At 66.5% G+C, this 25,014-nt stretch carries 25 protein-coding genes; 14 read left to right on the forward strand and 11 right to left on the reverse strand.

The annotated features are described in order from the left end of the window. Positions 1–26: 26 nt before the first annotated feature. Together GJV80_RS13990 and GJV80_RS13995 are read right to left on the reverse strand one after the other, a co-directional pair. Positions 27–1,016, reverse strand: a complete 990-nt coding sequence (locus tag GJV80_RS13990; protein ID WP_255455465.1) for a ribose-phosphate pyrophosphokinase — start codon at positions 1,014–1,016, stop codon at positions 27–29. Positions 1,017–1,083: 67 nt separating this feature from the next. Next, positions 1,084–1,647, reverse strand: coding sequence for a MarR family winged helix-turn-helix transcriptional regulator (locus GJV80_RS13995; protein WP_154688421.1), 564 nt, complete (start codon positions 1,645–1,647; stop codon positions 1,084–1,086). 156 nt (positions 1,648–1,803) lie between these two features. On the opposite strand from GJV80_RS13995, the gene GJV80_RS14000 reads away from it, so the two are divergent. Then, entirely contained in the window at positions 1,804–2,373 is a 570-nt protein-coding gene (locus GJV80_RS14000) for an NADPH-dependent FMN reductase (RefSeq protein WP_154688422.1), read from the forward strand. A 107-nt stretch (positions 2,374–2,480) separates the two neighbouring features. Here the strand turns inward: GJV80_RS14000 and GJV80_RS14005 are convergent, their stop codons facing one another. Continuing rightward, positions 2,481–3,158, reverse strand: a complete 678-nt coding sequence (locus GJV80_RS14005; RefSeq protein ID WP_154688423.1) for a response regulator transcription factor — start codon at positions 3,156–3,158, stop codon at positions 2,481–2,483. Continuing rightward, a complete protein-coding gene (locus tag GJV80_RS14010; protein ID WP_154688424.1) occupies positions 3,155–4,381 on the reverse strand; it encodes a cell wall metabolism sensor histidine kinase WalK in 1,227 nt (408 codons plus the stop codon). The genes GJV80_RS14005 and GJV80_RS14010 overlap by 4 nt, the downstream gene beginning before the upstream one ends. Positions 4,382–4,644: 263 nt before the next feature. On the opposite strand from GJV80_RS14010, the gene phoU reads away from it, so the two are divergent. The 5 genes from phoU to pstB all read left to right on the forward strand — a co-directional run bounded on the left by phoU (position 4,645) and on the right by pstB (position 9,610). Continuing rightward, a complete protein-coding gene (gene phoU / locus GJV80_RS14015; protein ID WP_154688425.1) occupies positions 4,645–5,355 on the forward strand; it encodes a phosphate signaling complex protein PhoU in 711 nt (236 codons plus the stop codon). A 156-nt stretch (positions 5,356–5,511) separates the two neighbouring features. After that, positions 5,512–6,657, forward strand: coding sequence for a phosphate ABC transporter substrate-binding protein PstS (pstS, locus tag GJV80_RS14020; protein ID WP_154688426.1), 1,146 nt, complete (start codon positions 5,512–5,514; stop codon positions 6,655–6,657). 85 nt (positions 6,658–6,742) lie between these two features. Then, the gene (gene pstC, locus GJV80_RS14025) at positions 6,743–7,723 is read left to right on the forward strand and encodes a phosphate ABC transporter permease subunit PstC (protein WP_230207690.1); all 981 of its coding nucleotides are present in this window, start codon (positions 6,743–6,745) and stop codon (positions 7,721–7,723) included. Then, positions 7,720–8,817: a phosphate ABC transporter permease PstA gene (gene pstA, locus GJV80_RS14030; RefSeq protein ID WP_230207691.1), complete on the forward strand. Its 1,098-nt coding sequence runs from the start codon at positions 7,720–7,722 to the stop codon at positions 8,815–8,817. The genes pstC and pstA overlap by 4 nt, the downstream gene beginning before the upstream one ends. Positions 8,818–8,830: 13 nt before the next feature. After that, positions 8,831–9,610 carry a phosphate ABC transporter ATP-binding protein PstB gene (gene pstB, locus GJV80_RS14035; protein WP_154688428.1) on the forward strand — a complete coding sequence of 260 codons (780 nt, stop codon included), beginning with the start codon at positions 8,831–8,833 and terminating at the stop codon, positions 9,608–9,610. Positions 9,611–9,673: 63 nt separating this feature from the next. On the opposite strand, the gene GJV80_RS14040 is transcribed toward pstB, so the two are convergent. Next, complete coding sequence (locus tag GJV80_RS14040; RefSeq protein ID WP_154688429.1) at positions 9,674–10,423, reverse strand: phosphoglyceromutase; 750 nt, start codon at positions 10,421–10,423, stop codon at positions 9,674–9,676. 85 nt (positions 10,424–10,508) lie between these two features. On the opposite strand from GJV80_RS14040, the gene GJV80_RS14045 reads away from it, so the two are divergent. Continuing rightward, complete coding sequence (locus tag GJV80_RS14045) at positions 10,509–11,249, forward strand: SDR family NAD(P)-dependent oxidoreductase (RefSeq protein WP_154688430.1); 741 nt, start codon at positions 10,509–10,511, stop codon at positions 11,247–11,249. Positions 11,250–11,273: 24 nt separating this feature from the next. Here GJV80_RS14045 and GJV80_RS14050 read toward each other — a convergent pair whose 3' ends face one another. Continuing rightward, positions 11,274–12,536 carry a hypothetical protein gene (locus GJV80_RS14050; protein WP_154688431.1) on the reverse strand — a complete coding sequence of 421 codons (1,263 nt, stop codon included), beginning with the start codon at positions 12,534–12,536 and terminating at the stop codon, positions 11,274–11,276. 187 nt (positions 12,537–12,723) lie between these two features. Between GJV80_RS14050 and GJV80_RS14055 the strand changes: the two genes are divergently transcribed. Further along, positions 12,724–13,206, forward strand: a complete 483-nt coding sequence (locus GJV80_RS14055; RefSeq protein WP_154688432.1) for a PPOX class F420-dependent oxidoreductase — start codon at positions 12,724–12,726, stop codon at positions 13,204–13,206. A gap of 14 nt (positions 13,207–13,220) precedes the next feature. Here GJV80_RS14055 and GJV80_RS14060 read toward each other — a convergent pair whose 3' ends face one another. The 3 genes from GJV80_RS14060 to GJV80_RS14070 all read right to left on the reverse strand — a co-directional run bounded on the left by GJV80_RS14060 (position 13,221) and on the right by GJV80_RS14070 (position 16,848). Then, a complete protein-coding gene (locus tag GJV80_RS14060; RefSeq protein ID WP_154688433.1) occupies positions 13,221–14,576 on the reverse strand; it encodes a hypothetical protein in 1,356 nt (451 codons plus the stop codon). 107 nt (positions 14,577–14,683) lie between these two features. Continuing rightward, the gene (locus tag GJV80_RS14065) at positions 14,684–16,108 is read right to left on the reverse strand and encodes an MFS transporter (protein ID WP_154688434.1); all 1,425 of its coding nucleotides are present in this window, start codon (positions 16,106–16,108) and stop codon (positions 14,684–14,686) included. A 179-nt stretch (positions 16,109–16,287) separates the two neighbouring features. Further along, positions 16,288–16,848, reverse strand: coding sequence for a YbjN domain-containing protein (locus GJV80_RS14070; RefSeq protein WP_154688435.1), 561 nt, complete (start codon positions 16,846–16,848; stop codon positions 16,288–16,290). A gap of 124 nt (positions 16,849–16,972) precedes the next feature. On the opposite strand from GJV80_RS14070, the gene GJV80_RS14075 reads away from it, so the two are divergent. Then, on the forward strand, positions 16,973–17,845 hold the full coding sequence (locus GJV80_RS14075) for an ABC transporter substrate-binding protein (protein ID WP_230207692.1): 873 nt from the start codon (positions 16,973–16,975) through the stop codon (positions 17,843–17,845). A gap of 9 nt (positions 17,846–17,854) precedes the next feature. Here the strand turns inward: GJV80_RS14075 and GJV80_RS14080 are convergent, their stop codons facing one another. Further along, positions 17,855–18,982, reverse strand: a complete 1,128-nt coding sequence (locus GJV80_RS14080) for a GTPase family protein (protein WP_154688436.1) — start codon at positions 18,980–18,982, stop codon at positions 17,855–17,857. Between the two features lie 118 nt (positions 18,983–19,100). Continuing rightward, positions 19,101–19,949: a PHP domain-containing protein gene (locus GJV80_RS14085; protein WP_154688437.1), complete on the reverse strand. Its 849-nt coding sequence runs from the start codon at positions 19,947–19,949 to the stop codon at positions 19,101–19,103. A gap of 84 nt (positions 19,950–20,033) precedes the next feature. Between GJV80_RS14085 and GJV80_RS14090 the strand changes: the two genes are divergently transcribed. From GJV80_RS14090 to GJV80_RS14110, 5 genes are all read left to right on the forward strand, one after another. Continuing rightward, positions 20,034–21,005, forward strand: a complete 972-nt coding sequence (locus tag GJV80_RS14090; RefSeq protein ID WP_195908926.1) for a 2-hydroxyacid dehydrogenase — start codon at positions 20,034–20,036, stop codon at positions 21,003–21,005. 84 nt (positions 21,006–21,089) lie between these two features. After that, a complete protein-coding gene (locus GJV80_RS14095; protein ID WP_154688439.1) occupies positions 21,090–21,896 on the forward strand; it encodes an HpcH/HpaI aldolase/citrate lyase family protein in 807 nt (268 codons plus the stop codon). A 10-nt stretch (positions 21,897–21,906) separates the two neighbouring features. After that, complete coding sequence (locus GJV80_RS14100; RefSeq protein ID WP_154688440.1) at positions 21,907–23,010, forward strand: Gfo/Idh/MocA family protein; 1,104 nt, start codon at positions 21,907–21,909, stop codon at positions 23,008–23,010. A gap of 90 nt (positions 23,011–23,100) precedes the next feature. Further along, positions 23,101–23,880, forward strand: a complete 780-nt coding sequence (locus GJV80_RS14105) for a TIM barrel protein (RefSeq protein WP_154688441.1) — start codon at positions 23,101–23,103, stop codon at positions 23,878–23,880. Then, a complete protein-coding gene (locus GJV80_RS14110; RefSeq protein WP_154688442.1) occupies positions 23,864–25,000 on the forward strand; it encodes an alcohol dehydrogenase catalytic domain-containing protein in 1,137 nt (378 codons plus the stop codon). Before GJV80_RS14105 ends, GJV80_RS14110 begins: the two co-directional genes overlap by 17 nt. The last annotated feature ends 14 nt before the right edge of the window (positions 25,001–25,014 follow it).

A 25,014-nucleotide genomic window follows, 5' to 3' on the forward strand; every position in this document is an offset into this window, starting at 1 on the left:
GCAGCCGGGCCGGTGGCGGGTCCGTGTCATCCGTAGGTCGGTTCGTCGCTGAACAGGCTGCTTACCGACTGCCCGGAGCTGATCCTGCGCACGGCCTCGGCGAACAACGGCGCGACCGACCGGGTGACCAGGTTCGGCAGCCGCTTCTCCGGCGCCAGCGGCACGGTGTTGGTGATCACGATCTCGTCGATGCCGGTCTCACCCTTCAGGCGCTGGATCGCCTTCCCGGTCAACAACGCGTGAGTACAGGCCAGTGAGATCCGCCGGACATCGCGGTCGCGCAACCGCGCCAGGAGCTCGACGATCGTTCCGGCGTTGGCGACCTCGTCATCGAAGATGATCACGTTCTTCCCGACGACGTCACCGACGATGGTGTCGATCACCACCCTGTCATCGGCCAGCCGTCGCTTGGAGCCGGCCGCGACCGGCAGACCGAGCTTGCGGGCCAACTGGGCCGCCACCTTGGCGTTGCCGAGGTCGGGCGAGACCACGACCGTGTCGGTGAGGTCGGTCTGCTTGAAATGAACGGCAAGCTCGTGCACCGCGTTCAGATGATCAACCGGGATCGAGAAGAAGCCGTGCACCTGCGGGGCATGCAGGGCCATCGTGACCACCCGAGTCGCCCCAGCCGTGGCGATCATGTCGGCGACCAACCTGCCGGCGATCGAGATCCGGGGCGCGTCCTTCTTGTCCGAGCGGGCGTAGGCGTAGTGCGGGATCACCGCGGTGATGTGTGCCGCCGATGCGCCGCGGGCGGCGTCGAGCATCAGGCACAGTTCGACGAGGTTCTCCTGCACCGGCGGGACCAGCGGCTGCACGATGAACACATCCCGCTGCCGACAGTTCGCCCGCAGTTGAACCTGCAGGCAGTCGTTGCTGAAGCGGGTTGTCCGGCGCGGCGCCAGCTCGATCCCGAGAATGTCGCACATCTCCTCGGCGAACTCTGGATGGGCCGACCCGGAGAAGACTGTGATATCGCGAAGCGTTCTGTCGTTCTGCAAGCCGTCGCTCAGCACGGGGTCACTCTATCGGCGACCTATCGTTCCGCCCGCATCGGTGAGCGGGCGGAGCTCTCTGTGCGACTCATGCCTCCCGGGCGATCGTCTCCCGTTCCAGACGCCCGTCGATGCTGGCCACGATCCGCTCACTGATCCGGCCCAGTTCCTGAAGTTGGTCGCTGTCAAGGGCGTCGACGACCAGCTCGCGGGCCGTGGTGACGTGACGCGGAGCGGCCGCGACGAGCAGCTCGTATCCCTCATCGGTCAGGATCGCGTTGGTGCACCGGCCGTCGGTCGGATCGGGTTCCCGGCGGACCAGGCCGCGTCGCTCCAGCCGAGTCATCACATGGGAGAGCCGGGACAGTTCGGAATAGGTGAACATCGCCAATTGGCTCATCCGCATCGTGCGCTGCGGTGCATCCGACAGCCCGGCGAGCACGTAGTACTCGACGAAGCTCAGCCCTGAGTCGCGTTGCAACTGCGATTCAAGTGCCGAGGGAAGCCGCGCGATCAACAGGGTGAGGGCACGCCAGACCTGGAGTTCGGACTCCGAGAGCCAGCGCGGCTCGGCGGCGGCGTCATCGCCGGGCCGCCGGCTGTCCTCGCGCTCGGTATGTCCGGCGTCCTGGGAGACGGCTTCGTTGGACATGGCTCCAACCCTAGGGTGCGAGCAGGTCCCGGCGGGACGATTCTGAGGATCCCGGAGTCTCACTTGAAGCTTCATACGAAATGCCCTACGCTTTCACTTGAAGGTTCAAGTCTACCCCTCTGCAGAATGGCCTCTCCGGGCCGGAAGGGATCACTAGTGAGTGACCTGAAGATTGCGATCATCCTCGGTAGCACCCGGCCTGGCCGCAACGGCAAGGCCGTCGCCGACTGGGTGTTGGCCAAGGCGTCCGAACGGTCCGGCGCCCAGTACGAACTGGTCGATCTCGCCGACTACCCGCTTCCCCACCTCGATGAGGTGATGCCTCCGTCGGTCGGGCAGTACCAGAACGCGCACACCTTGGCGTGGGCGGAGAAGATCGCCGGCTACGACGGCTTCATCTTCGTAACTCCGGAGTACAACCACTCCACCTCGGCAGTGCTGAAGAACGCCATCGACTACCTCTACGCCGAGTGGAACAACAAGGCTGCGGGCTTCGTCAGCTACGGGTCACTGGGTGGCGCCCGCGCCATAGAGCACCTGCGGGGCGTCGCATCGGAGCTGCAGATCGCCCACGTCCGTCAACAGCTTTCCTTCTCGCTGTTCCACGACTTCGAGAACTTCTCCGAGTTCAACCCGGGCCCCCAGCACGAAGAGTCCGCCAAGGTTCTCTTCGACCAGCTCGAGGCCTGGGCCACGGCGCTCAAGCCGGTGCGCCAGGCGGCATGATCAACTGATTGAACGATCAACGCGGACGGCCGGTCATCCCAACGCGGACGACCGGCCGTCTGCCTTGTGCGGACAAACGCTGCGGGTGCACCGCGGACCGACCAGCCTCAGCCCTCGAACTTGTAACCAAGGCCCCGTACCGTGACCAGCAGTGTGGGGTTGGCCGGATCGGGTTCGATCTTGGTCCGCAACCGCTTCACGTGCACGTCGAGGGTCTTGGTGTCACCGACGTAGTCGGCACCCCAGATGCGGTCGATCAGTTGGCCCCGAGTCATCACGCGTCCGGCGTTGCGCAGCAGCATCTCCAGCAGTTCGAACTCCTTGAGCGCCAGCTTCACCCGCTCCCCGTTGACCGACACCTCATGCCGCTCGACGTCCATCCGGACACCGGAGGATTCGACGATGTCGGGCAACAGTTCGACGTCCTGGCCCCGCCGCAATACGGCGCGGATCCTGGCGACGAGCTCGCGGTGGCTGAACGGCTTGGTGACATAGTCGTCGGCGCCCAGTTCCAGGCCGACGACCTTGTCCACTTCGGAGTCGCGGGCAGTGACCATGATCACCGGGACGGCGGACCGCGCCCGAAGCTGCCGGCAGACCTCCGTGCCGGGGAGCCCCGGCATCATCAGGTCGAGCAGCACGATGTCGGCGCCGACCCGGTCGAACTCGGCAAGGCCCCTGGTTCCGTCGGCGGCCTCGACCACCTCGAAGCCTTCCTTGCGCAGCATGTAGGACGTGGCTTCGCGATAGGACTCTTCGTCCTCGATCACCAGCACACGGGTCATCTGACGATCTCCTGTGGTTCGGATGTACGGCTGGGCGCCGGCTCCGCGTCGCTGCGAGGACGGCCGTCGGGCGAGTGCTGGCCTACTGCCGGCGTCGGCAGGGACAGGGTGAAGGTCGAGCCCTGCCCCGGCTGGCTCCAGACCGAGACGTCGCCACCGTGGGCAGCGACGATGTGCTTGACGATGGACAGGCCGAGCCCGGTTCCACCGTTGGCCCGACTGCGGGCGAAGTCGACCCGGTAGAACCGTTCGAAGATCCGCCCGATGTCGGCCCGGGAGATTCCGATCCCGTTGTCGGAGACGGTGATCTTGACGATCTCGTCCTGATCACGTTTCGCTGTTGATGCCGCGACGGCGACCCGCGCTCCGGGGTCGGAATAGATGATCGCATTGGCGATCAGGTTCCCGACCGCCACGACCAACTGGTCGTGGCTGCCCAGCACCGTGCTTCCGTGCTCCCCGCCGACCGTTACCGAGATCTCGCGGCGTTCGGCGTCCGCGCCGTACCGCTGGATGGCGTCCTTGAGCACATCGTCGACCTCGACCATCTCGGCGTGCGCCAGCGGATCGTCGGCCTGGACGCGGGACAGATCGATGATCTGTTGCACGAGTTCGCTGAGCCGGTCCGACTCGATCGACAGCCTGGCGGCGAACCGATGGACCGCCTCGGGATCGTCGGCTGCCTCGGCCACGGCCTCGGCGAGCAGTGCGACGGCTCCGATCGGTGTCTTGAGTTCGTGGCTGACATTGGCGACGAAGTCGCGCCGGGTCGCTTCCACCCGCCGGGCGGCCGTCAGGTCCTCGGCGACGACGACGATCAATCCCCTGCCCAGCGGTGCGACTCTGGCCTTGATCACGACTTCGACACTTCCCGAGCCGCCCCGCTTGAACTCGAGTTCCGCGCTGCGAGCCACCCCGTCCTCGCGGACGTCCCGGACCATCGTCTGCAACACTGGCACCACCAGCCGGCTGCCACGCACCAGGCCGAGGGACCTGGCCTGTCTGGTGGCTTCCACGATCGCACCGTCGGGTCCGACCAGTACCGCCGACGACCCGATCGCAGAGAGCACCTCAGACACCCCCTCCGGCACCGCCCGGTGCTGCTGCGACGACTGATCGTTCGCGGCGTCGGAGGATCGCTTCCGGTTGCTGAGCAGCCAGACGGCGAAACCGCCGACCAGCAGCCCGACGGCCAGCCCCAGACCGACAGCTCCCGCGTTCACATGCTCGATACTAAACCGACATTTCACGCCCACCTGACCGCTGATATGCCCTTGAGCACAATGGCAATCGAGGGTTCGGGAAGTGTTCACGATCCGTTCATCAGCAGCCTCGGACCTGGTACCGGCCGTTCCTAGGATGATCCGGTCCCGTCGAACCAACGGCGGGTAACGGTGGTCCGGGCCGGATTGCACCGTTCGGCTGATCGGGTTCGGGCCGCTATGTTCGGATCACTGTCACCAGCGCTGCGGGAACGAGGCTGTTCATGCGGGATTCCTACCAGGAGGAACTCAACGAGGTCCTGGACGACCTCGTGAGCGTCTCGAACGCCGTCTCAACGGCCGTACAGGACGCAACCAGCGCTCTGCTGGACGCAGACATCCACCTCGCGGAGACCGTGATCAGTGGCGACTCCGAGATCGACGTCACCTGTTCGGCGGTCGAAGACCACACGTTCTCGCTTCTTGCCCTGCAAGCACCGGTGGCCAGCGAGCTGCGCCTGATGGTCGCCACCCTGCGGATGATCGCCGAATTGGAACGGACCGGTGATCTTGCGGCCCACATCGCCAAGATCGCCAGGATGCGCTATCCCGAACGCGCCGTACCCGAGGGCCTGCGTCCCAACTTCGTACGGATGGGTGAGGTCGCGCAGCAGATGGTGACGACTGCCGGAAGCGCGCTGAAGCAGCGCGATGTCGCAACGGCCAGGAATCTGCTCGAGCAGGACCAGGAGATGGACGAGCTACGCAGGTCCCAGTTCCGCACCCTGCTCGGCGACGACTGGCCCTACGGCGTGGAGGCCGCAGTCGACGTCGCCCTGCTGGGCAGGTACTTCGAGCGGATCGCCGACCATGCGGTCTCACTGGCCCGTCGGATCGTCTTCGTCGTGACCGGGGAACTCCCGGACGGAGACGTCTGGGCCGAGGCGGAGCAGTCGGGCAGCCGCGGCTGGCCGGTCGCCGACGCCGAGCACTGAATCCGCAGCTTCGGATTCAACTTCCGTTCACCTCAGGCACGCCGGCCCGCCACCTCATCCTCTTAGCGTGCCGCGCAGAAACGAGATTCTGCGGTCGCGTACGTCCCTGACGCCCATGTCCAGCGCCCCGCAGTTCCACAACAACTGAGGTGACCCTTGAAGCTCAAGAGACTCATCATCCCGGCCGTTCTCGCCGCCTCGTTCGGGCTGGCGGCCTGCGGCGGCAACGCCGAAGCAGGAACCGGCACGACACCCACCGGCGCAACACCCACGGGCACCGCAACCGCCGGACAGAGCAGCCCGGCCACGAACTCCGCGCCCACCGAGCTGAGCGGCAAGATCGCTGCCGGAGGTTCGTCGGCCCAGCAGGTGGCCCAGCAGGTCTGGCGCGCAGGTTTCAGCCAGCAGTACCCCGACGTGACCATCAGCTACGACCCGGTCGGTTCGGGCACAGGCCAGGAGAACTTCGTCAGCGGCGCGTACACCTTCGCCGGCTCCGATTCGGTGCTGGACGACGCGACCGTGGCCAAGGCGAATTCGCAGTGCGGCGGAGATCCGATCGAATTCCCGGTCTACGTCTCCCCGATCGCCGTCGCCTACCACTTGGACGGCGTGACCTCACTCAACCTTGATGCCGAGACCGTCGCCAAGATCTTCAGCGGCCGGACCACCCGATGGAACGACCCGGCGATCACCAGGCTGAACGCCGGCGTGAACCTGCCGAACACCACGATCACCCCGGTGCACCGCTCTGACAGCTCGGGCACCACGTGGAACTTCACCGACTATCTGCACCAGGCGGCACCGAAAGCGTGGAAGTCCGCTGCCGACACCGATTGGCCCAGCACCAAGGGTGAATCGGCAGAGGGCACCTCGGGCGTCGTCGGGGCGGCACAGGGCGGCAACGGCACGATCGCCTACATCGACGACTCCGGCGTCCGGAGCACCAAGCTCAGCGTCGCCAAGATCAAGGTCGGCCCGAAGTTCGTCGCCCCGTCGGCTGAGGGTGCTGCAGCAGCACTGGCGTCCTCGGAACAGATCGACGGGACCGCGTCGTCGATCCTCACCTTCAATCTGAACCGGACGACCACCGATCCGGGTGAGTATCCGATCTTCATGGCCTCGAACGTGATCGCCTGCCAGTCCTACGATGACCCAACGACCACGGCTATCATCAAGGCCTGGCTCAGCCACGTCATCTCCGCCGATGGCCAGAAGGCGGCCGCAGCCAACGCGTACTCGGCCCCGCTACCGTCGGAGATCGTCGCCAAGGAGCAGGCGATCGTCGACCAAATGGGCTGACCTTGGACGAATCACGCACGGTTCGAGGCGGCGGCCCGGCAACGGGTCCGCCGCCTCCGGCACAGTTGAGCAGGAGTCCTCGTCTGTGAGCATCACCACGGAGCGTCCGGCACTGGTCGAGCAGTCGTCCGGACCCGACCCGTTCGCGGAAACGTCGAACCGGCGTCACGCTGTCGGCGACAGCATCTTCTTCACGATCGCCGTGGCGGCAGGGCTGACGATCCTGATCGCGCTTGTCGCGGTGTTCCTCTTTCTTCTCACGCAGGGCGCGCGTGGCTTCACCGCCGGCGCCGACGTCTTCGGGCCGGCCGCCACCAACTTCGCCTACTACGCGGGCAAGCTGCTCTTCGGCACAGTTCTTGCCGCGCTGCTGGCCATGATCATCGCCGTCCCGTTCGCGATCGGCCTGGCGCTGTTCATCTCCCACTACGCGCCGCGGCGGTTGGCCGTGCCGGTTGCTTACCTGATCGACATCCTCGCCGCCGTGCCCTCGGTCGTCTACGGCCTGTGGGGTGCCCGGACCCTGGCACCGGCAAGCCATGGCCTGCAGACCTGGCTGAACAGTCATCTCGGCTGGATCCCGATCTTCGGCGGCCAGGTGTCGGCAACCGGGCGGACCATCCTGGTGGCGGCTCTGGTGCTCGCCATCATGGTGCTGCCGATCACGACGGCGATCTGCCGCGAGGTCTTCCAGCGCACACCGAAGCTCCTCGAGGAGGCGGCACTCGGTCTGGGAGCCACGCGGTGGGAGATGATCAAATACGCCGTGTTCCCGCACGCCCGGTCCGGAATGGTCGCCGGGACGATGCTGGGACTCGGCCGGGCGCTGGGCGAGACGATGGCTGTGGCGATGGTGATGAGTGCAAGTCCCCAGGTGACCTTCCGGTTGCTCACCAGCAACAATCCCGCCACCATCGCGTCCAACATCGCCGCGAAGTACCAGGCCGAGGACGTACGGATCCAGGTGGTGTTGATCGCCACCGGCCTGGTGCTGTTCGTCTTCACCTTCCTGGTCAACTTCGCCGCCCGTGCGATCGTTCATCGCAGCGAGAGGAACTTCCGATGACCGTCGTCGACCAGACGCCGGTCGAGCCGAGCAGCCCGATGGTGAATCGCGAGCTGGTGTTCACCGGACGTCGGATGCCACGACGCGCCGCACCCATCGCGATCATCGGTGGGCTGATCCTGGCCGGGCTGCTGGTCGCCGTCGGCGTCGGTCCGGTCGGTGCGGTCGTCCTTGCGGTCATCGCCGTCGACACCGCCCTGCCGGTGTGGACGTGGATCGTGGTGAACCGCCGCGCCGCGACCGACCGATTGATCACCTGCCTGGTGTGGACGGCCCTGCTGACCGCGATGTCTCCGCTGGTGTGGTTGTTGATCACCACTGTGGCCTCCGGCCTCCCGGTGATCAACGGTCACTTTCTGAGCCAGGACATGCAGACCACGCTCAACCCGGTGACGTTCAAGATCGAGGTCGGCGGCGGTGTGCTGCACGCCCTGGTCGGAACGCTGCTGGTCACCCTGGGCGCCATCATCATCTCGGTGCCGGTCGGACTGATGTGCGCGATCTATCTGGTCGAGTACGGCCGGGGCAGGCGGTTGGCCAGCATCGTCACCATCCTGGTCGACGTGATGACGGGCATCCCGTCGATCGTCGCCGGCCTCTTCGCCCTGGCACTGTTCGCCCAGTTCGTCGGCATCGGCACCCGGATGGGCGTGATGGGTTCGATCGCCCTGTCCCTGTTGATGATCCCGACCGTCGTCCGGTCCACCGAGGAGATGATCCGGCTGGTGCCCGACGATCTCCGGGAGGCGGCGTATGCGCTCGGTGTGCCGCGATGGCGGACGATCGTGAAGGTCGTCATACCGACCAGCATCGGCGGCATCGTGACCGGCGTGATGCTCGCCATCAGCCGGGTGATCGGCGAGACGGCACCCCTGCTGGTCGCGATCGGCAGCATCGATGTCCTGCAGACGAACATGTTCAGCGGTCGGATCGAGACGCTGCCGGTGTTCATCATGACCCAGTACCAGACCAGCACTCCGCAGGGTTACGCGTACGCCTGGGGTGGTGCGCTGCTGTTGATCCTGATCGTCATGGTGCTCAACGTCCTCGCTCGCGTCACCGGCACCATCTTCACTCCGAAATCCAGCCGGTAAGGAGTCAACAGATATGGCACAAGCAATCGAGGTCAGCGATCTCGACATCTTCTACGGCGACTTCATGGCTGTCCAGGGCGTGTCCATGATGATCAGGCCGAGGTCGGTCACCGCGTTCATCGGGCCGTCCGGATGCGGCAAGTCGACCTTCCTGCGGACGCTCAACCGGATGCACGAGGTCGTTCCGGGCGCGCGGGTGAAGGGCAAGGTCACCATCGGCGGCCAGGACGTCTACGCGCCCACCGTCGACCCGGTCGCGGTCCGCCGCAAGGTCGGCATGGTCTTCCAGCGGCCGAATCCGTTCCCGACGATGTCGATCTACGACAATGTGATCGCCGGCAGCAGGCTCAACTCCCGTCGCCTGTCGAAGGCCCGGGCCGACAGCATCGTCGAGCAGTCGCTGCGCCGGGCGAATCTCTGGAACGAGGTCAAGGACCGTCTCGGCAAGCCGGGAATGGGGCTCTCCGGTGGTCAGCAGCAGCGGTTGTGCATCGCCCGGGCGATCGCGGTCGAGCCGGAGGTGCTGCTGATGGACGAGCCGTGCTCGGCGTTGGATCCGATCTCGACCTCTGCCATCGAGGACCTGATCCACGAGCTGAAGGCCGAGTACACGATCGTCATCGTCACCCACAACATGCAGCAGGCCGCCCGGGTCTCCGACGAGACCGGATTCTTCAACCTGAAGGCCACCGGACAGCCGGGGCATCTGGTGGAGTTCGACGTCACCCAGGAGATGTTCACCAAGCCGACGCTGCCCGAGACCGAGGCGTACATCTCCGGCCGGTTCGGCTGAGAGTGAGACAGAACGGGCCCGGAGCATCAGCTCCGAGCCCGTAACGGTGGTTCGTGCCGTCGGCTACTTCCGGCCCTGGTTCTTGACCGCTTCGATGGAGGCGGCGGCCGCGTCGGGGTCGAGGTAGCGGCCGCCGGCAGGGACCGGCCGCAGGTCCTCGTCCAGCTCGTACAACAACGGAATCCCGGTCGGGATGTTCAGTCCGACGACCTCGGAGTCGCTGATCTTGTCCAGATGCTTGACCAGCGCCCGCAACGAGTTGCCGTGGGCGGCAACCAGGACGACCTTGTTGTCCAGCAGATCGGGGACGATCTGGTCGTACCAGTACGGCAGCGCCCGGGCAAGCACGTCCTTGAGACATTCTGTGGCCGGTCGCGCCTCCGGCGGCAGCGAGGCGTACCGCGGATCGGCGAAGTTGGCATACTCGTCGTCGGATGCGATGGGCGGCGGCGGGGTGTCGTAGGACCGTCGCCAGATCATGAACTGTTCCTCGCCGAACTCGGCCAGGGTCGCCGCCTTGTCCTTGCCCTGCAGCGCACCGTAATGCCGCTCGTTGAGCCGCCACGACCGGCGTACCGGCAGCCACGGCCGCCCGACGACGTCCAAGGCGATCTGTGCCGTGTGGATTGCCCGGGTCAGCAGCGAGGTGTGCAGCACATCGGGCAACAACCCCTCGGCGAGCAGCAGTTCCCCGCCTCGTCGAGCCTCGTCGCGGCCCTTGTCGTTGAGGTCGACATCCACCCAGCCGGTGAAGAGATTCTTGGCGTTCCAATCGCTTTCGCCGTGCCGGAGCAAGATCAACTTAAACGTCATGGAAAGCAAGCCTACCGACGCCGGTGGCCAGGTCGGGAACCGGCCACAGGTCGGCGCCGGCGTGCCCGTCCGGCAGAATGCGGACATGAGGAACCAGACGGCAGTGGTGACAGGAGCAAGCAGCGGGATCGGTGCGGCGAGCGCGCGCCGCCTGGCGGCTGAAGGGTTCTCGGTGATCTGCGCCGCCCGCCGCGAGGACCGGATCTCCGCCCTCGCCGCGGAGATCGGCGGCCGGGCGATCGCCTGCGATGTGACGAATCCGGCGGCGGTGGCCCGGCTGGCCCAGGAGGCGGGCGAGGACGTGACGTTGTTGATCAACAACGCCGGCGGTGCGATCGGTCTCGAGCCGGTCGCCGAAGCTGATCTTGATGCCTGGCAGACCATGTACGCCGCCAACGTGATCGGCGCGACAGCGGTGACCAAGGCGTTCCTGCCGACCTTGATCACCAACGAGGGCCAGGTGATCTTCGTGACGTCGACGGCCGCGGACGGCGGCTATGAGGGCGGCGCCGGTTACTGCGGGGCCAAGGCCGCCGAACGCGCTGTCGTCGGGTCGATGCGCCTGGAGCTTGTCGACCAACCGGTGCGGATCGCCGAGGTCTCTCCCGGCATGGTGCGGACCGAGGAGTTCTCGTTGACCCGCTTCGGCGGTGATCAGGCCCGGGCCGATCAGGTCTACGCCGGTGTTGATCATCCGCTGGTCGCAGAGGACATCGCCGACGTGATCGGCTGGATAGCCACCCGACCACCGCATGTGAACATCGATCGGATCACCGTCCGTCCGCGCGCCCAGGCCGCCCAGCATAAGGTGCACCGGACGGCCTGAGGGCGTCGCATCAGCGGGTGGGGGTCAGTCCTCCCACTCGACCGTCAACTTCTTGGCAGACATGTCGATCTTGGGCGAGCCGAAGGAGTTGGCACCACCGTAGTAGCCGAGTCCGCGGTAGGTGCGGCCGCCCTTGGCCCCGTCGACCTTGGTCTCGATGTAGGCATAGAAGTCGGATTCGGCGACCGTGGGCGCACTGTAGTCCAGCTCGCCCTTGATGCCCTTGATCTTCCACCTGGACTCGGCATTGAGCGTCCGCTTGACCGTGCCCTCCTTGAACTTGTAGCCGTCGACGCTGGAGGGCAGATCGAGACCGCAGCCGGCCTTCAGCTTCTTCGATGCGAGGCAGGCGTTGATCGCTGTGGCGACCTTCTCCTTGAAGACCCGCTGTCCGGCTGCGGTGAGCGACGGCTTGGCCTCGATCCGCGGATAGTCGTTCGGCTGCTGGACCAGGAAGTCGGCGCCCGACCCCAGCGTGATGTAGTCGGCAGTGGTGCCGAGTACGTAGGCCCCCGGGAACAACGCGACCTTGTCCGCCGCGACCTTGACACCGTTGATGGTCAACGGAAGTCCCTCGGCGGTGTAGCTCAGGTCGATCTCGGCGTAACCGTCGCTGATCAGGTAATGACCGCTTGAGTCGTCGATGCTGAATTTCGCATCGACCAGCCGATCGCCCAGCTTGTAGGACGCCGACACCTGATAGGCGTACTTGTCGGTGACCTCCGGGACTGCGATCGCTGTGATCGGCGCCGCCTTCCGCGATGCCTTCAACACCTCGTCGGTCATCAGAGACGGGTCCGACGGCTGCTTGGAGAGAAGGCCAAGCGCCTTCGCCGAATCACCGGCGGCAAGTGCATCCAGGTAGCCGTGCACGACGTCTGATGCCTTCTCCGCCTTCGACGATGCGCTGGATCCGCCCGCCGGACCGGCCTCGGCGGCCCCACCACCGGCGACCGTGTGGACGACGGCAACGATGATCAGGACGACGACCAGGACGAACGCCAGGCCGACGCCGCCGAGGATGAAGGGAAGCTTGCCGCGGTTGCCCGGACCACTGCCGCCGACCCCGGCCGGTTCGTAGTGACGGGACGGGCCGTACGGTTGCGGACCGGGCTGCCCGGGACCGCCGTAGCTCGGCTGCTCCTGACCTGCGCCGGCGACGGGATGAGGGCTCTGGCCCGATTGGCCGCCGTACCCGAAATCGGGCTGATCGGGCCCGGGTCTGCCGAAACCGGATGCGTTCGCGGTCTCGGAACCGTCGCCATCGGGCGCGTCGTTGTTGCTCACGAATCTGCTCCTGGGTTGTGTGCGGCGGTTCCCTGCTGGGAACACAAAACGGCGGGGAAACATAGCGGACAAGCGGTTCGATGGGGCGCCGGCCGGACTCAGCTGCGGTACCGGCTCCGGTGCTGTGACGCAGCACGCGTGCCGGTCGGTTCCCTCCGGTCGACCCGCGGCTCTAGATTGGGTGACTATGCCGCGCACCATTGCCACAACGACCACGACCGACCGGGACCAGATGCTGGACTTCGTCCGGCCCCGGCACAACCTGCTGCTGGCCACCCAGCGCGCCGACGGCCGCCCGCAGATGTCACCGGTCACCGGTGGCGTCGACCCGGAAGGCCGGATCGTCATCTCCAGCTATCCGGGGCGTGCCAAGACCCGCAACGCAGAGCGTCGACCGCAGGTGTCGGTGCTGGTGCTTTCCGACGATTTCGGCGGTCCGTGGATCCAGGTCGACGGCGATGCCGAGGTGTTGCACATGCCGGAAGCCGTCGACGGGTTGGTCGAGTACTTCCGCTGCATCTCCGGTGAGCATCCCAACTGGGACGAGTACCGCGAGGCGATGAAGATCCAGAACAAGTCCCTGATCAGGATCACTCCGACCCGGTGGGGCCCGATCGCCACCGGGGGCTTCCCGTCCGACGTCGCCGCCCGGCTGGACGCGGCCGGGTGATCAACGCCTGATGATCATTGCCAGCTGAGACGCAGGTCCGAGGCGGACAGGTCGATCAGCGGGGTGGCCAACGCCGTCCCGGTGCCGCTGATCACGCAGGACCTGGTGACGGGCTTCTGCTTCTTGCTGTCCTTTTTACTGCCGCCCGGCCTGACCTTCGCCTGGCAACGAGCGGTGGTCAGCACGGCGCCGGAGCCCAGCGGGGCAGTCGCCCTTCGCGGATCGGCCGGGTCGGGTGTCGCCTCCAGATCGTCCAGCTTCGCCTTGGCGCCATGGCTCAGTCTGCGCCGCACGGTGCCGTCGACGATCTTGCTCCCGTCGGGTGCCCGATCGCCGAGCCGGAGCCCGCAGCCCGCGTCGATCCGCGTCGAGTCCAGACAGTCGGCGACAGCGGCGGACACTGCAGCACGGACCGCGTGTTGGCCCCCGGTGGTCAGCTCCGGTCGGACGGCGATGGTCGGGACGTCCTGTGGCCCGGTGATCGTGAAGACCGGGTCCCCGGCCAGGCCGAGGTACCGGCTACGCGCCGTGAGGGTGTAGCTGCCGGGCAGCACCGCCACCGCGTTCGAGGTGACCCGCACGCCGTTCACCGCAAGCGGCAGCGTGCTGGGCAGGGTGCTCAGATCAATGGTCAGGAAGCCGTTCTCGATCAGGTATCGGCCGTTGACCCGGTGCGCGATGAACGTGCTGTGCACCGACCGATCACCCAGCCGGTACGACGCCCGGACAATCTGGGCTTCCGGTTTGACGGCAGGAACACTGATCCCGGTGATCGGCGCCGATTTCGCCGACGCAGCCAGGACCTCGTCGCTCATCAGTGACGTCGATGCCGGCCGGTCCGCAAGGTAGCCGAGCGCCTTGCTCGCGTCACCGGCCGCGAGTGCCTGTAAATATCCCGTGACGGCGTCTGCCGCGGTCACCGGCGCGCCCGTCGTCTGGTGCTGATTGTTGTTGCGCCAGCTGACGACTCCGACCACACCCGCCGCAAGGAGGACGATCAGGGCCAGCCCTGCGAACACCAGCGGGGTCAGCAGCCGGGTACCGGATCCGGGAACGAACGATCGGTTGCCACCGGGCTGCTGGTACGGCTGGGCGTGCGGTGCTTCATTCCGGGTGGGTGGTGTCTGACTCGGTTCGGTCCGGGAGGTTTGTTCGGTCGTCGGTGTGAACCGGGCACCCCAGGGGTTGCCTTCCCACAGCTGTTGGGACTGGTCGGGCGCCGGAGAGCTCGGCGACCGCTGGTACTCGAGCTGCTGGGGATACCGCGGGACTCTCCCGGCCGAGCCGGTCGGATCGGTGGAGCCGTTGCCCGAATCGACGCCCGGCAGGACCGATTCGACGTCGGATTCGTCAGGCTTGCCGCTGGTCACCGATCCCCCAGATCTGCCCTGCCGTGCCGCAGGAGACACCGGAAAGGTAGCTCAACCAAGGACCATAATCGTCCGGTTGTCCACCGGCGACCGGGCGACGAGCGCGATCAGCCGGCGGCCTCGGCCTTGCGCTCCAGCGCGGCTGTCTCCTGTTCCACGTAGCCGTACACCTCCGGCAGGATGAACTTGGCGGACAGAAAACCGGTGAGCGACAACAGCGACACGGCAAGCGTCGCACCGACCGGACCCCAGTGCGAGGTCATGATCGGGAACACGAACGCACCGAAGAACGACGCACCCTTGACGAAGACGTAGCCGAAGCCGGACGCGGTCGCCTTGAAACGCGGCGGCGCCACCATCGAGGTGATCGTCATGCCGTTGGAGGCGTCCCAGTAATGACCCCACATCAGGACGCACGCGGCGATCACGATCAAGGGCTTGAGGTCGATTCCGATCGCGAACGCACCGACGACCAGGCCGCAGAACGACAGGCCGAAGCCCCACATCGACAGCCCGCGGTGACCGATCCGCGACAACATCATCGGAGCGATGAACCCGGCGACGGTTGCCAGGGAGTAGACGAGGGCGGTGACCACGTTGGTGCCGACGATGCTCTGGTTCTCGCCGCTGCCGGTCACCCCGACGCCGGCGGTGACCAGGATCACCGGGAGGTAGAAGCCGAACGCGGTGAACTCCGCACCTTGCATGGCATTGGAGATCCAGCCGAAGATGGTGGCACGCTTCTTGATCGGGTCGGACCACATCACCTTCAGGAAGTCGCCGACCTTGACTCGGTTGATCTTGACGTCCTCGTTCGGCAACATCTCCAGCGAGTCACCGAACAGCGCCTCCGATGACGCCTTCGCGTCCCGGAATCGGCCACGCTGCACCAGCGAGGACGGGGTCTCCGGCAGGTTCAGCCGGGAGACCAGCAGGATCAGGGCCGGGATGGCCCCCAGGCCGAGACCGACCCGCCAGAGCAATTGATGGTCCATGCCGGCGATGTACATGATCGTGACCACGACGATGGCGACCACCTCGCCGAGACCGAACATGAACTGCCAACGGCTGCCCATCTCCTCCCGCTTGCCCTTGGACATCGACTCCATGATGTAGGCGTAGCCGTTGGAGATGTCGCTGCCCAGTGGGATGCCGATCAGGAAACGGAGAATGATCAATTCCCAGATGTTCTGGGAGAAGCCCTGGGCGATGGCCAGCAGGATGAACAGGATCATCGTTGTGATGAAGACCCGCTTGCGGCCGAACTGGTCGGCGACGTAGCCGCCGATCAATGCACCGATCAGCGCGCCGCCCTGTACCGCCGCCGTCGCCAGGCCGAGCTGGACGTCGGTGGGATCGAACTCGGACTTGATGAAGATCAACAGGAAGGAGATCGCGTACAGATCCCAGGCTTCGATGAGAATCGTCGAGATCATCATCCAACCGCCGCGCCGGCTGGACGCGGTCCCCGGCTTGTTCTGAAGTCGTACGGTCGCCTGGTCGGACAACTCTCTCAGCTGCGCCTGGTCCACGGGTGCCTCTAATCTCGTCTCGACGGTGCCACAACAACATTTCCGGACTATGCGTATCAAAGAGGCTGGTGTCCGAGCCGTCAAATCGACCCGGTCACAGCGACGGCCCGGATATACCCAACTCCGGACCAGCTATCCATCAAGAACGGTCGCCGTCGCTGTCGGTGTCGTCCGGCTTGTCAGCGGTCGTCTGCCGGCTCGGCGGTGTTGCCTGCATCGTCCGCGGCGTCGTCGACCCGGCCCTTCCCGGCTCCGGGTGGGGCGAGATGGGCGAACGCGGCCAGGTTCGCGGTGGATTCGCCGCGGGCCAGCCGCCAGGCCCACTCCTTGCGAATACTTTCGGAGAAACCGAGCTCGAGGATGGTGTTGAACGACGCGTCGGCGGTGTCCGCGACCGCGCCGAGCAGACGGTCGATCTCGGCAGGGGTCACGGCGTCCCTGGAGATCCGCGCGGTCAGATAGATGTCGCCGAGCGAGTCGAGGCTGAACCGGATCCCGTACAACCGCAGGTTGCGTTCCAACAGCCACCGGTACACCCGCTCGTGGTTCTCGTCGGGATTGCGGGCGACGAAGGCGCGCAGATCCAGGTGGTGCGATCCGACCTGCAGCGCGCACTCCGTGCTCAGTTTGCGTGTGCCGGGCAGGGTCACCGAGTACAGGCCGGGACCGGACCGCTGCCAGGCCAGAGCCAGCGACTGTAACGCCGATCGGACCGACCGTTCCGCGTCGTCTTCTGTCATCACCCCTCGATCCGTCGATCCCGGTGCGTCGGACTGCAGATTGAACCACTACGGTAACCGGCAATCCGCAGGTCGGCGCGCGTTGTTACCAGGGTCGTCGACCGGGCCAACTTATGGTTCTCGGGTGTCGGGCATCAGGACCAAGATCATCACAGGTTGCGCGCTGCTTCTTGCGCTGCTGGCGGCCGGATGTGGTCAGCAGCCCAGCGGCGGGCTTCAGGCCAGCCCGGCTCCGTCGGGCAAGGGATGTACTGTCAAGCGGCTGCCGCTGAAGAATCCCGGGCGTTTCACGGTTGCCACCGACAGTCCCGCATACCCGCCGTGGTTCAGTGACGACAACCCCAACAACCAGAGGGGCTACGAGTCCGCACTGATCTATGCGACCGCCAAGCACCTCGGCTTCACAGCCGACCAGGTCGACTGGGTCGACGTACCGTTCAACTCCGCGATCGCTCCGGGAGAGAAGCCGTTCGACGTCGACATCAACCAGGTGACCATCACCGCCGAACGACGGCAGAACGTCGACCTGTCCGCCGCCTACTACACCACCTACCAGGCGGTGATCACGATCGAGGGCGACAAGCTCGCCGGAGTCACCAGCCTGGCCGAACTCCGTGGCGGCAAGCTCGGCGCACAGGCTGACAGCACCAGCCTCGCGGCGATCACGGACGTGATCAGACCGACGGTTCCGCCCGAGGTGCTGGACACCAACGGCGCCGGGGTGAAAGCCCTGGAGGAACAGAAGATCGACGGGCTGGTGGTCGACCTGCCGACGGCTGTGCAGATGACCTCCGGAGAGGTGGACGGCGGACTGATGGTCGGCAGGCTACCGACCCCCGACGGCGATCCGGAGCAGTTCGGCATGGTTCTTGATCACGGCAGCAAGCTCACCGGATGCATCAACCAGACTCTGGCCGCGCTGCGGGACGACGGCACGATCGCCACCCTGCAAGGAAAGTGGCTGGACCTGGAGGACGTCCCGCAGCTGAAGGGATGATCCCGGTGCTCACTTCCGGCGGATCGGCGCCATCCGCTTCCGGAACTCGTGCAGGAAGGCGTCCCGCACCGCACTGGTGTCCACGTTTCCGTTGCCCGTCATGAACTGGCCCGACGCCATCTGCTGGCAGACCACCAGCCAGGCCTGGCCCAACGCGAAGGTGAACGATGACGCGACCGCGGCGCCGATCATCCCGCCGGCCACCGTTCCGGCGCCGGGCACCATCTTGATCAAGCCGCTGAAGGCCGCCCGGCCACCCTGGGTGGCCGCTGTCGTTGTGGCGATCGCCATCAAAGCTGCCCGTTCGACCTTGATCTTGTAGATGTGGGCGATGCGGGCCATCAACCCGAGCTGGATCGGAACCAGCATCGCAGCGTCGGAGAAGGGGATGGGCACTGCGGCGGCGGTCGCGGCGCTGCCGGCCGCCAGCACTATGTCGCGCTGCGCCGCCAACGCCTTGCGCTTCTGGTCGATGGTCTGGGCGGTGGTGAGGGCGAGTTCCACTCCCTCCGGAGCAACGCGAAAGGAGGCATCGAGAACCTCCAGCAGACCGTGTGCGCGAGCACCGGTGAACGAATCCTCCTTGGCCAGGGTCAGGTACGGCCGCCCGTCGGCGATCGGCAGACCGAGTGATCGGATGTGCTCGGCGAGGGCGATGGCGTCCGGATGATAGTGCCCGTCCCGCATCGGCACCTGGGTGAGCACCAGGATGACCGGCAGGCCGATCTTGTCCAGCCGCCGGATGAAGTCCGCCTCGGCGTCCTCGAACCGGCGGTCCATGCCGCGAACGCAGTACCAGGTCAGGTGGATCTGATCGCTGAGCGGCTGGCGACGCATCTGCTTCATCGCCTTGTCCAATTCGGACAGGATCTCCCTGTCGTCCTTGCCGACCTCCAGGCCGGCGGTGTCGACGATGCCGAGATGTCCGTGCCGGTCGATGTAGATCTTGCTGCCTTTGGTGACCGGGGCACCGATGCCGGTCTCCGCAACCTCCTCGCCGAAGATGGCGTTGATCAACGTCGACTTCCCGACCCCCGTCTTCCCGAAGATCGCCAGGTTGAACCGCCCGATCGCGCCGTCCTGCTTGTCGAACTGCGCACGGAACTCGGTGGAGAACCAGTCGGAACCGGAAGGCATGGGCTGACTCCTCAGCTCGGGCCGGAGTTTCCGCCCGTCGACTTCAAGGGTACGGACCCGCGCGGCAACGCCGCCGACGCGCGCCCCGAGGGCAACCGTGGGTCTCCCCTGAGCGGACTCAGCGGGTCCAGAAATCCTCCGGTCGTCGACCCGGCCGGAAGCCGTAGTGCTCGGCCATGACTGCCGCCTCGGGCAGGCCACGGGCCAGGGTCAGGGTCTCGTGGTCGTCGCTGCCGAACGAGATCGCCCGGCCACCCTCCTCGGCCCACCACTGCGGGATCCAGGACCACAGCCGCTGGGTGTTCAGCTCCAGCGCCCGGCCGCTCTCGGCGATCGCCCGCATCGCCGACCGGAACTCCTCCTCGAAGCGTCGCGGGTCGAACGGGCCTTCGACCTCCGCCGTCCAGTAACGCACGGGGTAGTCGATGTGGGTGAAACAGGCGAAGTTGTCGGAGCCGGCGACCATCCGCGGCACCTCGGCCAGATACTCGGTGATCACCTTCTCGGCCGGCCAGCGACGGTAGAGGGTGAACGGTTCCGCCCGATCGTCGCCGATCAGACAGGTGTGCAGCGAGCCGTTCACCCGGTCGAACGACGCAAGATCGACAAGCACGGCGGCCTGATCATCGAAGAGGTGCGGCTGGCCGTACTCGACCCCGGTAAGGATCCGGAGTTCGCCGAACTCGTGGCGGCAGCGGTCGATCGACTCCCGATAGCCGTCGACGTCGAGCGGCGGCGGTTCCAGCCGGCCGGAGTCGGTGATCAACGACTGTTGCTGCTCGGCGACGTCCTCGCGATCGATCATCCAGCCGTCGAAGTCGAGATGTTCGGTGAAGATCACCGCCGGGAGCCCGATCCGCACCGCGCGTCGGCAGGTCCGCCGCATGGTGCCGGCCGCGTCGGAGCCGGGGCCACCGGTGTCCCAGGACCATTCGCTGTGCACATGTGCGTCGGCGGGGAGGGTCATGATCACATCATTCCCCATCGGTATGATCGAGTCGCTCGTACGCCTCTGACGGCGAACCACACCTACCCGAGTCGAAGGTCGATGATGACCGTAGTCACGTGTCTCAGCCCGTACACCGTGGACCAGGTGAAGACCCTGGTCGGTACAGCCGAGATCGAGGTCCGCCTGGTGCCGGATCCACCCGCGCCGACCGCCGTGCGCCAGGCGGTCGTCGGCGCGGACGTGATCATCGGCGATGTCCGAGCCAAGCACCGGCTGGACCGGGACACGCTGGCCGCGGTCGGGTCGTGCCGGCTGATCCAGCAGCCGGCGGTCGGCTACGACTCCATCGACGTCACGGCCGCTGCCGAGTTCGGCATCCCGGTGGCCAACGCCGGCGGCTACAACGCCGAGACAGTGGCCGACTGGGTGGTGATGGCGGCACTCAATCTGCTGCGCAACGGTGCCCGGCGGGACGCGTCCATGCACGCCGGAGCCTACGACCGGTCGTTCGAACGCTCCCACGAGCTGTCGGCGATGACCGTCGGCATCGTCGGCCTGGGAAACATCGGCAGGGCCGTTGCCCACCGGTTGGCCGGCTTCGGGTCGACGGTGCTGGGTCACGACCCGGTCGTCGCCCAGCCTGTTCCGGGCGTACGACAGGTCTCGCTGGACGACCTCCTCGCCGGATCGACGATCATCACCATCCATGCTCCGCTGACCGAGGTCACTCGGCATCTGATCAATCCGGCGACGATCGACCTGCTGCGGCCCGATGCGATGATCATCAACGCCAGCCGCGGTCCGCTGATCGACGAGGTGGCGTTGATCGACGCCCTGCGTACCGGCCGGATCGGTGGTGCCGCCCTCGACGTCTACGAGGCAGAGCCGCTGGCGACCGACTCCGCATTGCGCACCTTCGACAACGTCTTCCTGACGCCGCACATCGCGGGAGACAGTCTCGAGTCGCGGCGGCGGCTGCAGGAACTGGTCGCCGACAATCTGCGACGGGTGCTGTTGCACGGCGAACCGCCCCATCACGTCGTCAACGCCGCCCTGCCCGCCACCGCGAACTGACGGCGACGGGTGTGATCCTGACCGATGGATCCTGCGTCTGACCAGCTGACCTGATCATCAACTGCACAACGGAAAGAGGAGGCAATGACGCTGCGCGAGCTGCTGGACACCGGGCAACCGACGTTGGGCGGATGGTTGTCGATCCCGAGCGCCTTCAGCGCCGAGCTGATGGGCCGATCCGGGTTCGACTGGGTCTGCATCGATACCCAGCACGGTCTGATCGGCTACGACCAGATGGCGCTGATGCTGCAGGCGTTGAGCATCACCGGCACCCCGGCCCTGGTACGGGTCCCCTGGAACGGCCCGGAACACATCATGAAGGCGCTGGACGCCGGCGCCCAGGGTGTGATCGTTCCGATGATCAACAACGCCGACGACGCGCGCATGGTTGTCCAGACGGTCAAGTATCCGCCGGTCGGGACCCGAAGCTGGGGGCCGATCCGCGCCTCGCTTGACGTCGTCGGCTACAGCGCCGAATCGGCGAACGCCAACACGCTGGTCATCGTCATGATCGAAACCAGGGACGGGGTGCAGAACCTCGACGAGATCCTCAGCGTTCCCGGGGTCGACGCCGTCTACGTCGGCCCGATGGACCTCGCGCTGGCCCACGGCATCACTCCGGCGCTCAATGTCACCGACGAGCGGCACGAGCAGTTGATCAGGATGATCCTGGACGGCTGCCGGCGACACGGTGTGACGGCCGGGATCCACTGCGACAGTGTGGAAACCATCGGCCGCTGGTGGGACATCGGCTACCGGATGTGCACGCTGGCCTCCGACGCCGGCCTGATGCGCGCTGCCGCGACACAGGCGGTCCAGGCCGCCGCCCGACACCCGCTGCGCACCGCGCCCGTTGTCGATCAACATCCCACCAGCGCCGGCTACGCCTGAGGAGGCTGCCATGACAGAGTCCAGCACCAACCAGATCCCCCTCCCCGCCAGGATCGGACTGCTCGGCTGCGGCGCGGTCAGCCACCAGTACCTTCCCAATCTGCTCCGGTTGCCTGCGTTGCGGGTCGCTGCGGTCAGCGACGTCGACGCCGACGCCGCGGCCAAGGTCGCCGAGCAGTACGACGTCCCCGCAGTCAGCGTCAACGCACTGCTGGCCGACCCGGAGATCGACCTTGCGGTCAATCTGACCCCGATCAGCTACCACGCCGCAGTGACCCGCGATGCGCTGAACGCGGGCAAGCACGTGTATTCGGAGAAGTCGCTGGCGACCACGGTCGGTGAGGCCAAGGAGCTACTGGCGCTGGCCAGATCCAACGAACTGGTGATCGGCGGGGCGCCGGACACCCTGCTGGGCACCGCATTCCAGGCAGCCAGGCGGGAACTGTCGGACGGCGGTCTGGGTCGACCACTGACGGCGGTGGCCACGATGTTGCGCAACAGGGTGCCCCGATCCGCGTACTTCAGTGATCACCAGGCGCTGTTCGACATGGCCCCTTACTACATCAGCGCACTGGTGACCTTGTTCGGCCCGGTCCGCGAGGTCTCCGGATATCTTGAGTACGACCGGGTCGAGGCGGCCGAAAGCCCGGTCGCGGTCGGTGTGTCGGGTGTGCTCCGTTTCGACTCCGGTGTCACCTCGAGCCTGGTACTGAACTGGAATTCGGCGTATCGCTCGGAGATCCCGGTACTCGACGTCTACACCGAATCGGGCGTGCTGCGTTGTGCCAACCCGAACAACTTCGGAGATCCGGCCTTCGTCCGCGACCACGACGACCCGGCAGGCCAGTGGCGCGAGATCCCCGGCAGCCGACAGCCGGCGGATCACCCGAGGAACCTCCGCGGCCTCGGCGTGGCGGAGATGGCCGAGGCGCTCGCCGCCGGCCGGCCGCCGCGGGCCTCCGGTGAACTCGCCTGTCACGTGGTGGATGTGATCGAGAGCCTGGTCAACGCCGCCCAGGCCGGCAGCAGCGTGACGCTGACCAGCACCTGCCACCAGCCCGAACCACTCTCCGACGACGAACGTAAACACCTCGATCCCGGCACACCGGCCTGATTGGAGCAACGATCGTGACCCTGAACGTCAAGCTCGGCTGCGGACAGATCACCTGGCGCCATCCGGCGGCCGCCGCGGCGACCGAGGACGATGTCCTCGCCGACATCGCCGCTGCCGGCTATCAGGGAGCGCCGTGGGGCGGACCGGATCGCAGGACTGGAACCGGCTCCGGGCTACCTCGGCGCCGACTTCTGGGACCCGGGTCAACGGAAACAGCAGGTGCAGACGGCCCGCCGAGCAGCACAGGTGTCGCACCAACTCGGGCTGACCGAGATCTATGTCGCCGCGGGCGGCTTCAACACCACGACCCGATCGGGGCGGACGCGCCGCGACGCCGTCGCCCACAGCGGTCCGGACGACTCGCTGACCGACGAGCAGTTCGCGGAGCTCGCCGAAACAATGCAGGCCGTCGGCCGAGCGACGCTGGAACATGGCGTCCGGGCCTGCTACCACAACCACGGCGGCACGTTCATCGAGCGGGAGGACGAGATCGAACGACTCCTGGCGGCCACCGATCCCCAGGTGCTCTTCCTCGGGCCGGACACCGGACACCTGGCCTGGGCAGGAATCGACGCCGTGGAGTTCGCCCGGCGGCACGGACGCCGGATCAAGACCATGCATCTGAAGGATGTCGATCCGCAGGTGCAGGCCAAGGGCGCTGCAGAGGGCTGGGACTACTCAACCTTCGAGCAGAACGCGATCTGGACCGAGGTCGGCACCGGTGGGATCGACTTCGGCGCCCTGTTCGGGGTGCTGTCCGACAACGACTTCGACGGTTGGCTGATCGTCGAGACCGACGTCGCCCAGTTGGCCGGGCCGGCCGAGAGCGCGAAGGTCAGCCGGGACACCCTGCGTGGTCTCGGGATCTGAGCAGCGGATGCAGGCGCTGACCATCACCGCCGACGGGCCGGGTGTCGCCGACTTGCCCGAACCGGAGCCGTACGGTTCGGACCTGCTGGTCGACGGACTGCTGCTCGGTGTCTGCGGAACCGATCGCGGACTGATCGCCCGCGGTCCCCAGCGGCCGCCGACCGGTCAGCAGCATCTCGTGCTCGGCCACGAGTCGCTCGGCCGGGTCCGGCAGGCGCCGGTGGGCTCCCGGTTCACCTCCGGGGACCTGGTGACCGCACTGGTACGCCGACCCGACCGGGTGCCCTGCGCCGCCTGCGCCGCAGGCGAACTGGATCTGTGTGACAACGGCCTGTTCGTCGAGCGCGGAATCCGCGGGCAGGACGGCTACGGCGCCGAGCGCTACCTGCTCGACGAGGAGTACGCCGTACCGGTCGGTCGTCTCGGGCTGCTCGGCGTCCTCATCGAGCCGACGAGCATCGTTGCCAAGGCCTGGGAGCGGATCGACGCCTCGGCCCGGAGGACCACGGGGCGGGCCCTGATCTTCGGTGCAGGCCCGATCGGCCTGCTGGCCGCCCTGCTGGCACAGCACCGCGGCTACCAGGTACATATCGTCGATCAGGTCGTGGACGGGCCGAAAGTCGAACAGAGCACCGCGCTCGGCGCGACCTACCATCGTGGTTCGGACGACCTGACCGGGACGTTCGATGCCATCGTCGAGTGCAGCGGCGCGTTCACTGCCGCTGCTGTCAACCTCCTGTCACGCGGCGGTGCAGCCTGTTATGTCGCGCACGCCGGCGCCGACGCCTCTGACCCGGCGGGTCGCAATGACGCCCGGGACACCCGCGCACTGAGCGGAATGCTGATCGGGGGCAACCAGTCGATCTTCGGGATCCACAGTTCCGGCGCAGCTCATTTTGCTGCTGCCCAACAGGAGTTGGAGGGAACCGACCCGGGCTGGCTTCGTGGCTTGATCACCGGAATCTCAACCCTGCAAGACTTCCGGTCGGCACTGGCGACCGGGCCGGATGTGATCAAGACCGTGATCCGGTTGTCCGAGGACGTGGCCGATGATCTGTCGGGTCTTGAGTCGACGCCGGTCCAGGGTGGCTGGGCGTCAATCAAGCGCACCGATCGGTGATACGAGCCGAGACG

It is taken from the genome of Microlunatus sp. Gsoil 973 (assembly GCF_009707365.1).
In the GTDB taxonomy this organism is placed as follows: Bacteria; Actinomycetota; Actinomycetes; order Propionibacteriales; family Propionibacteriaceae; genus Microlunatus.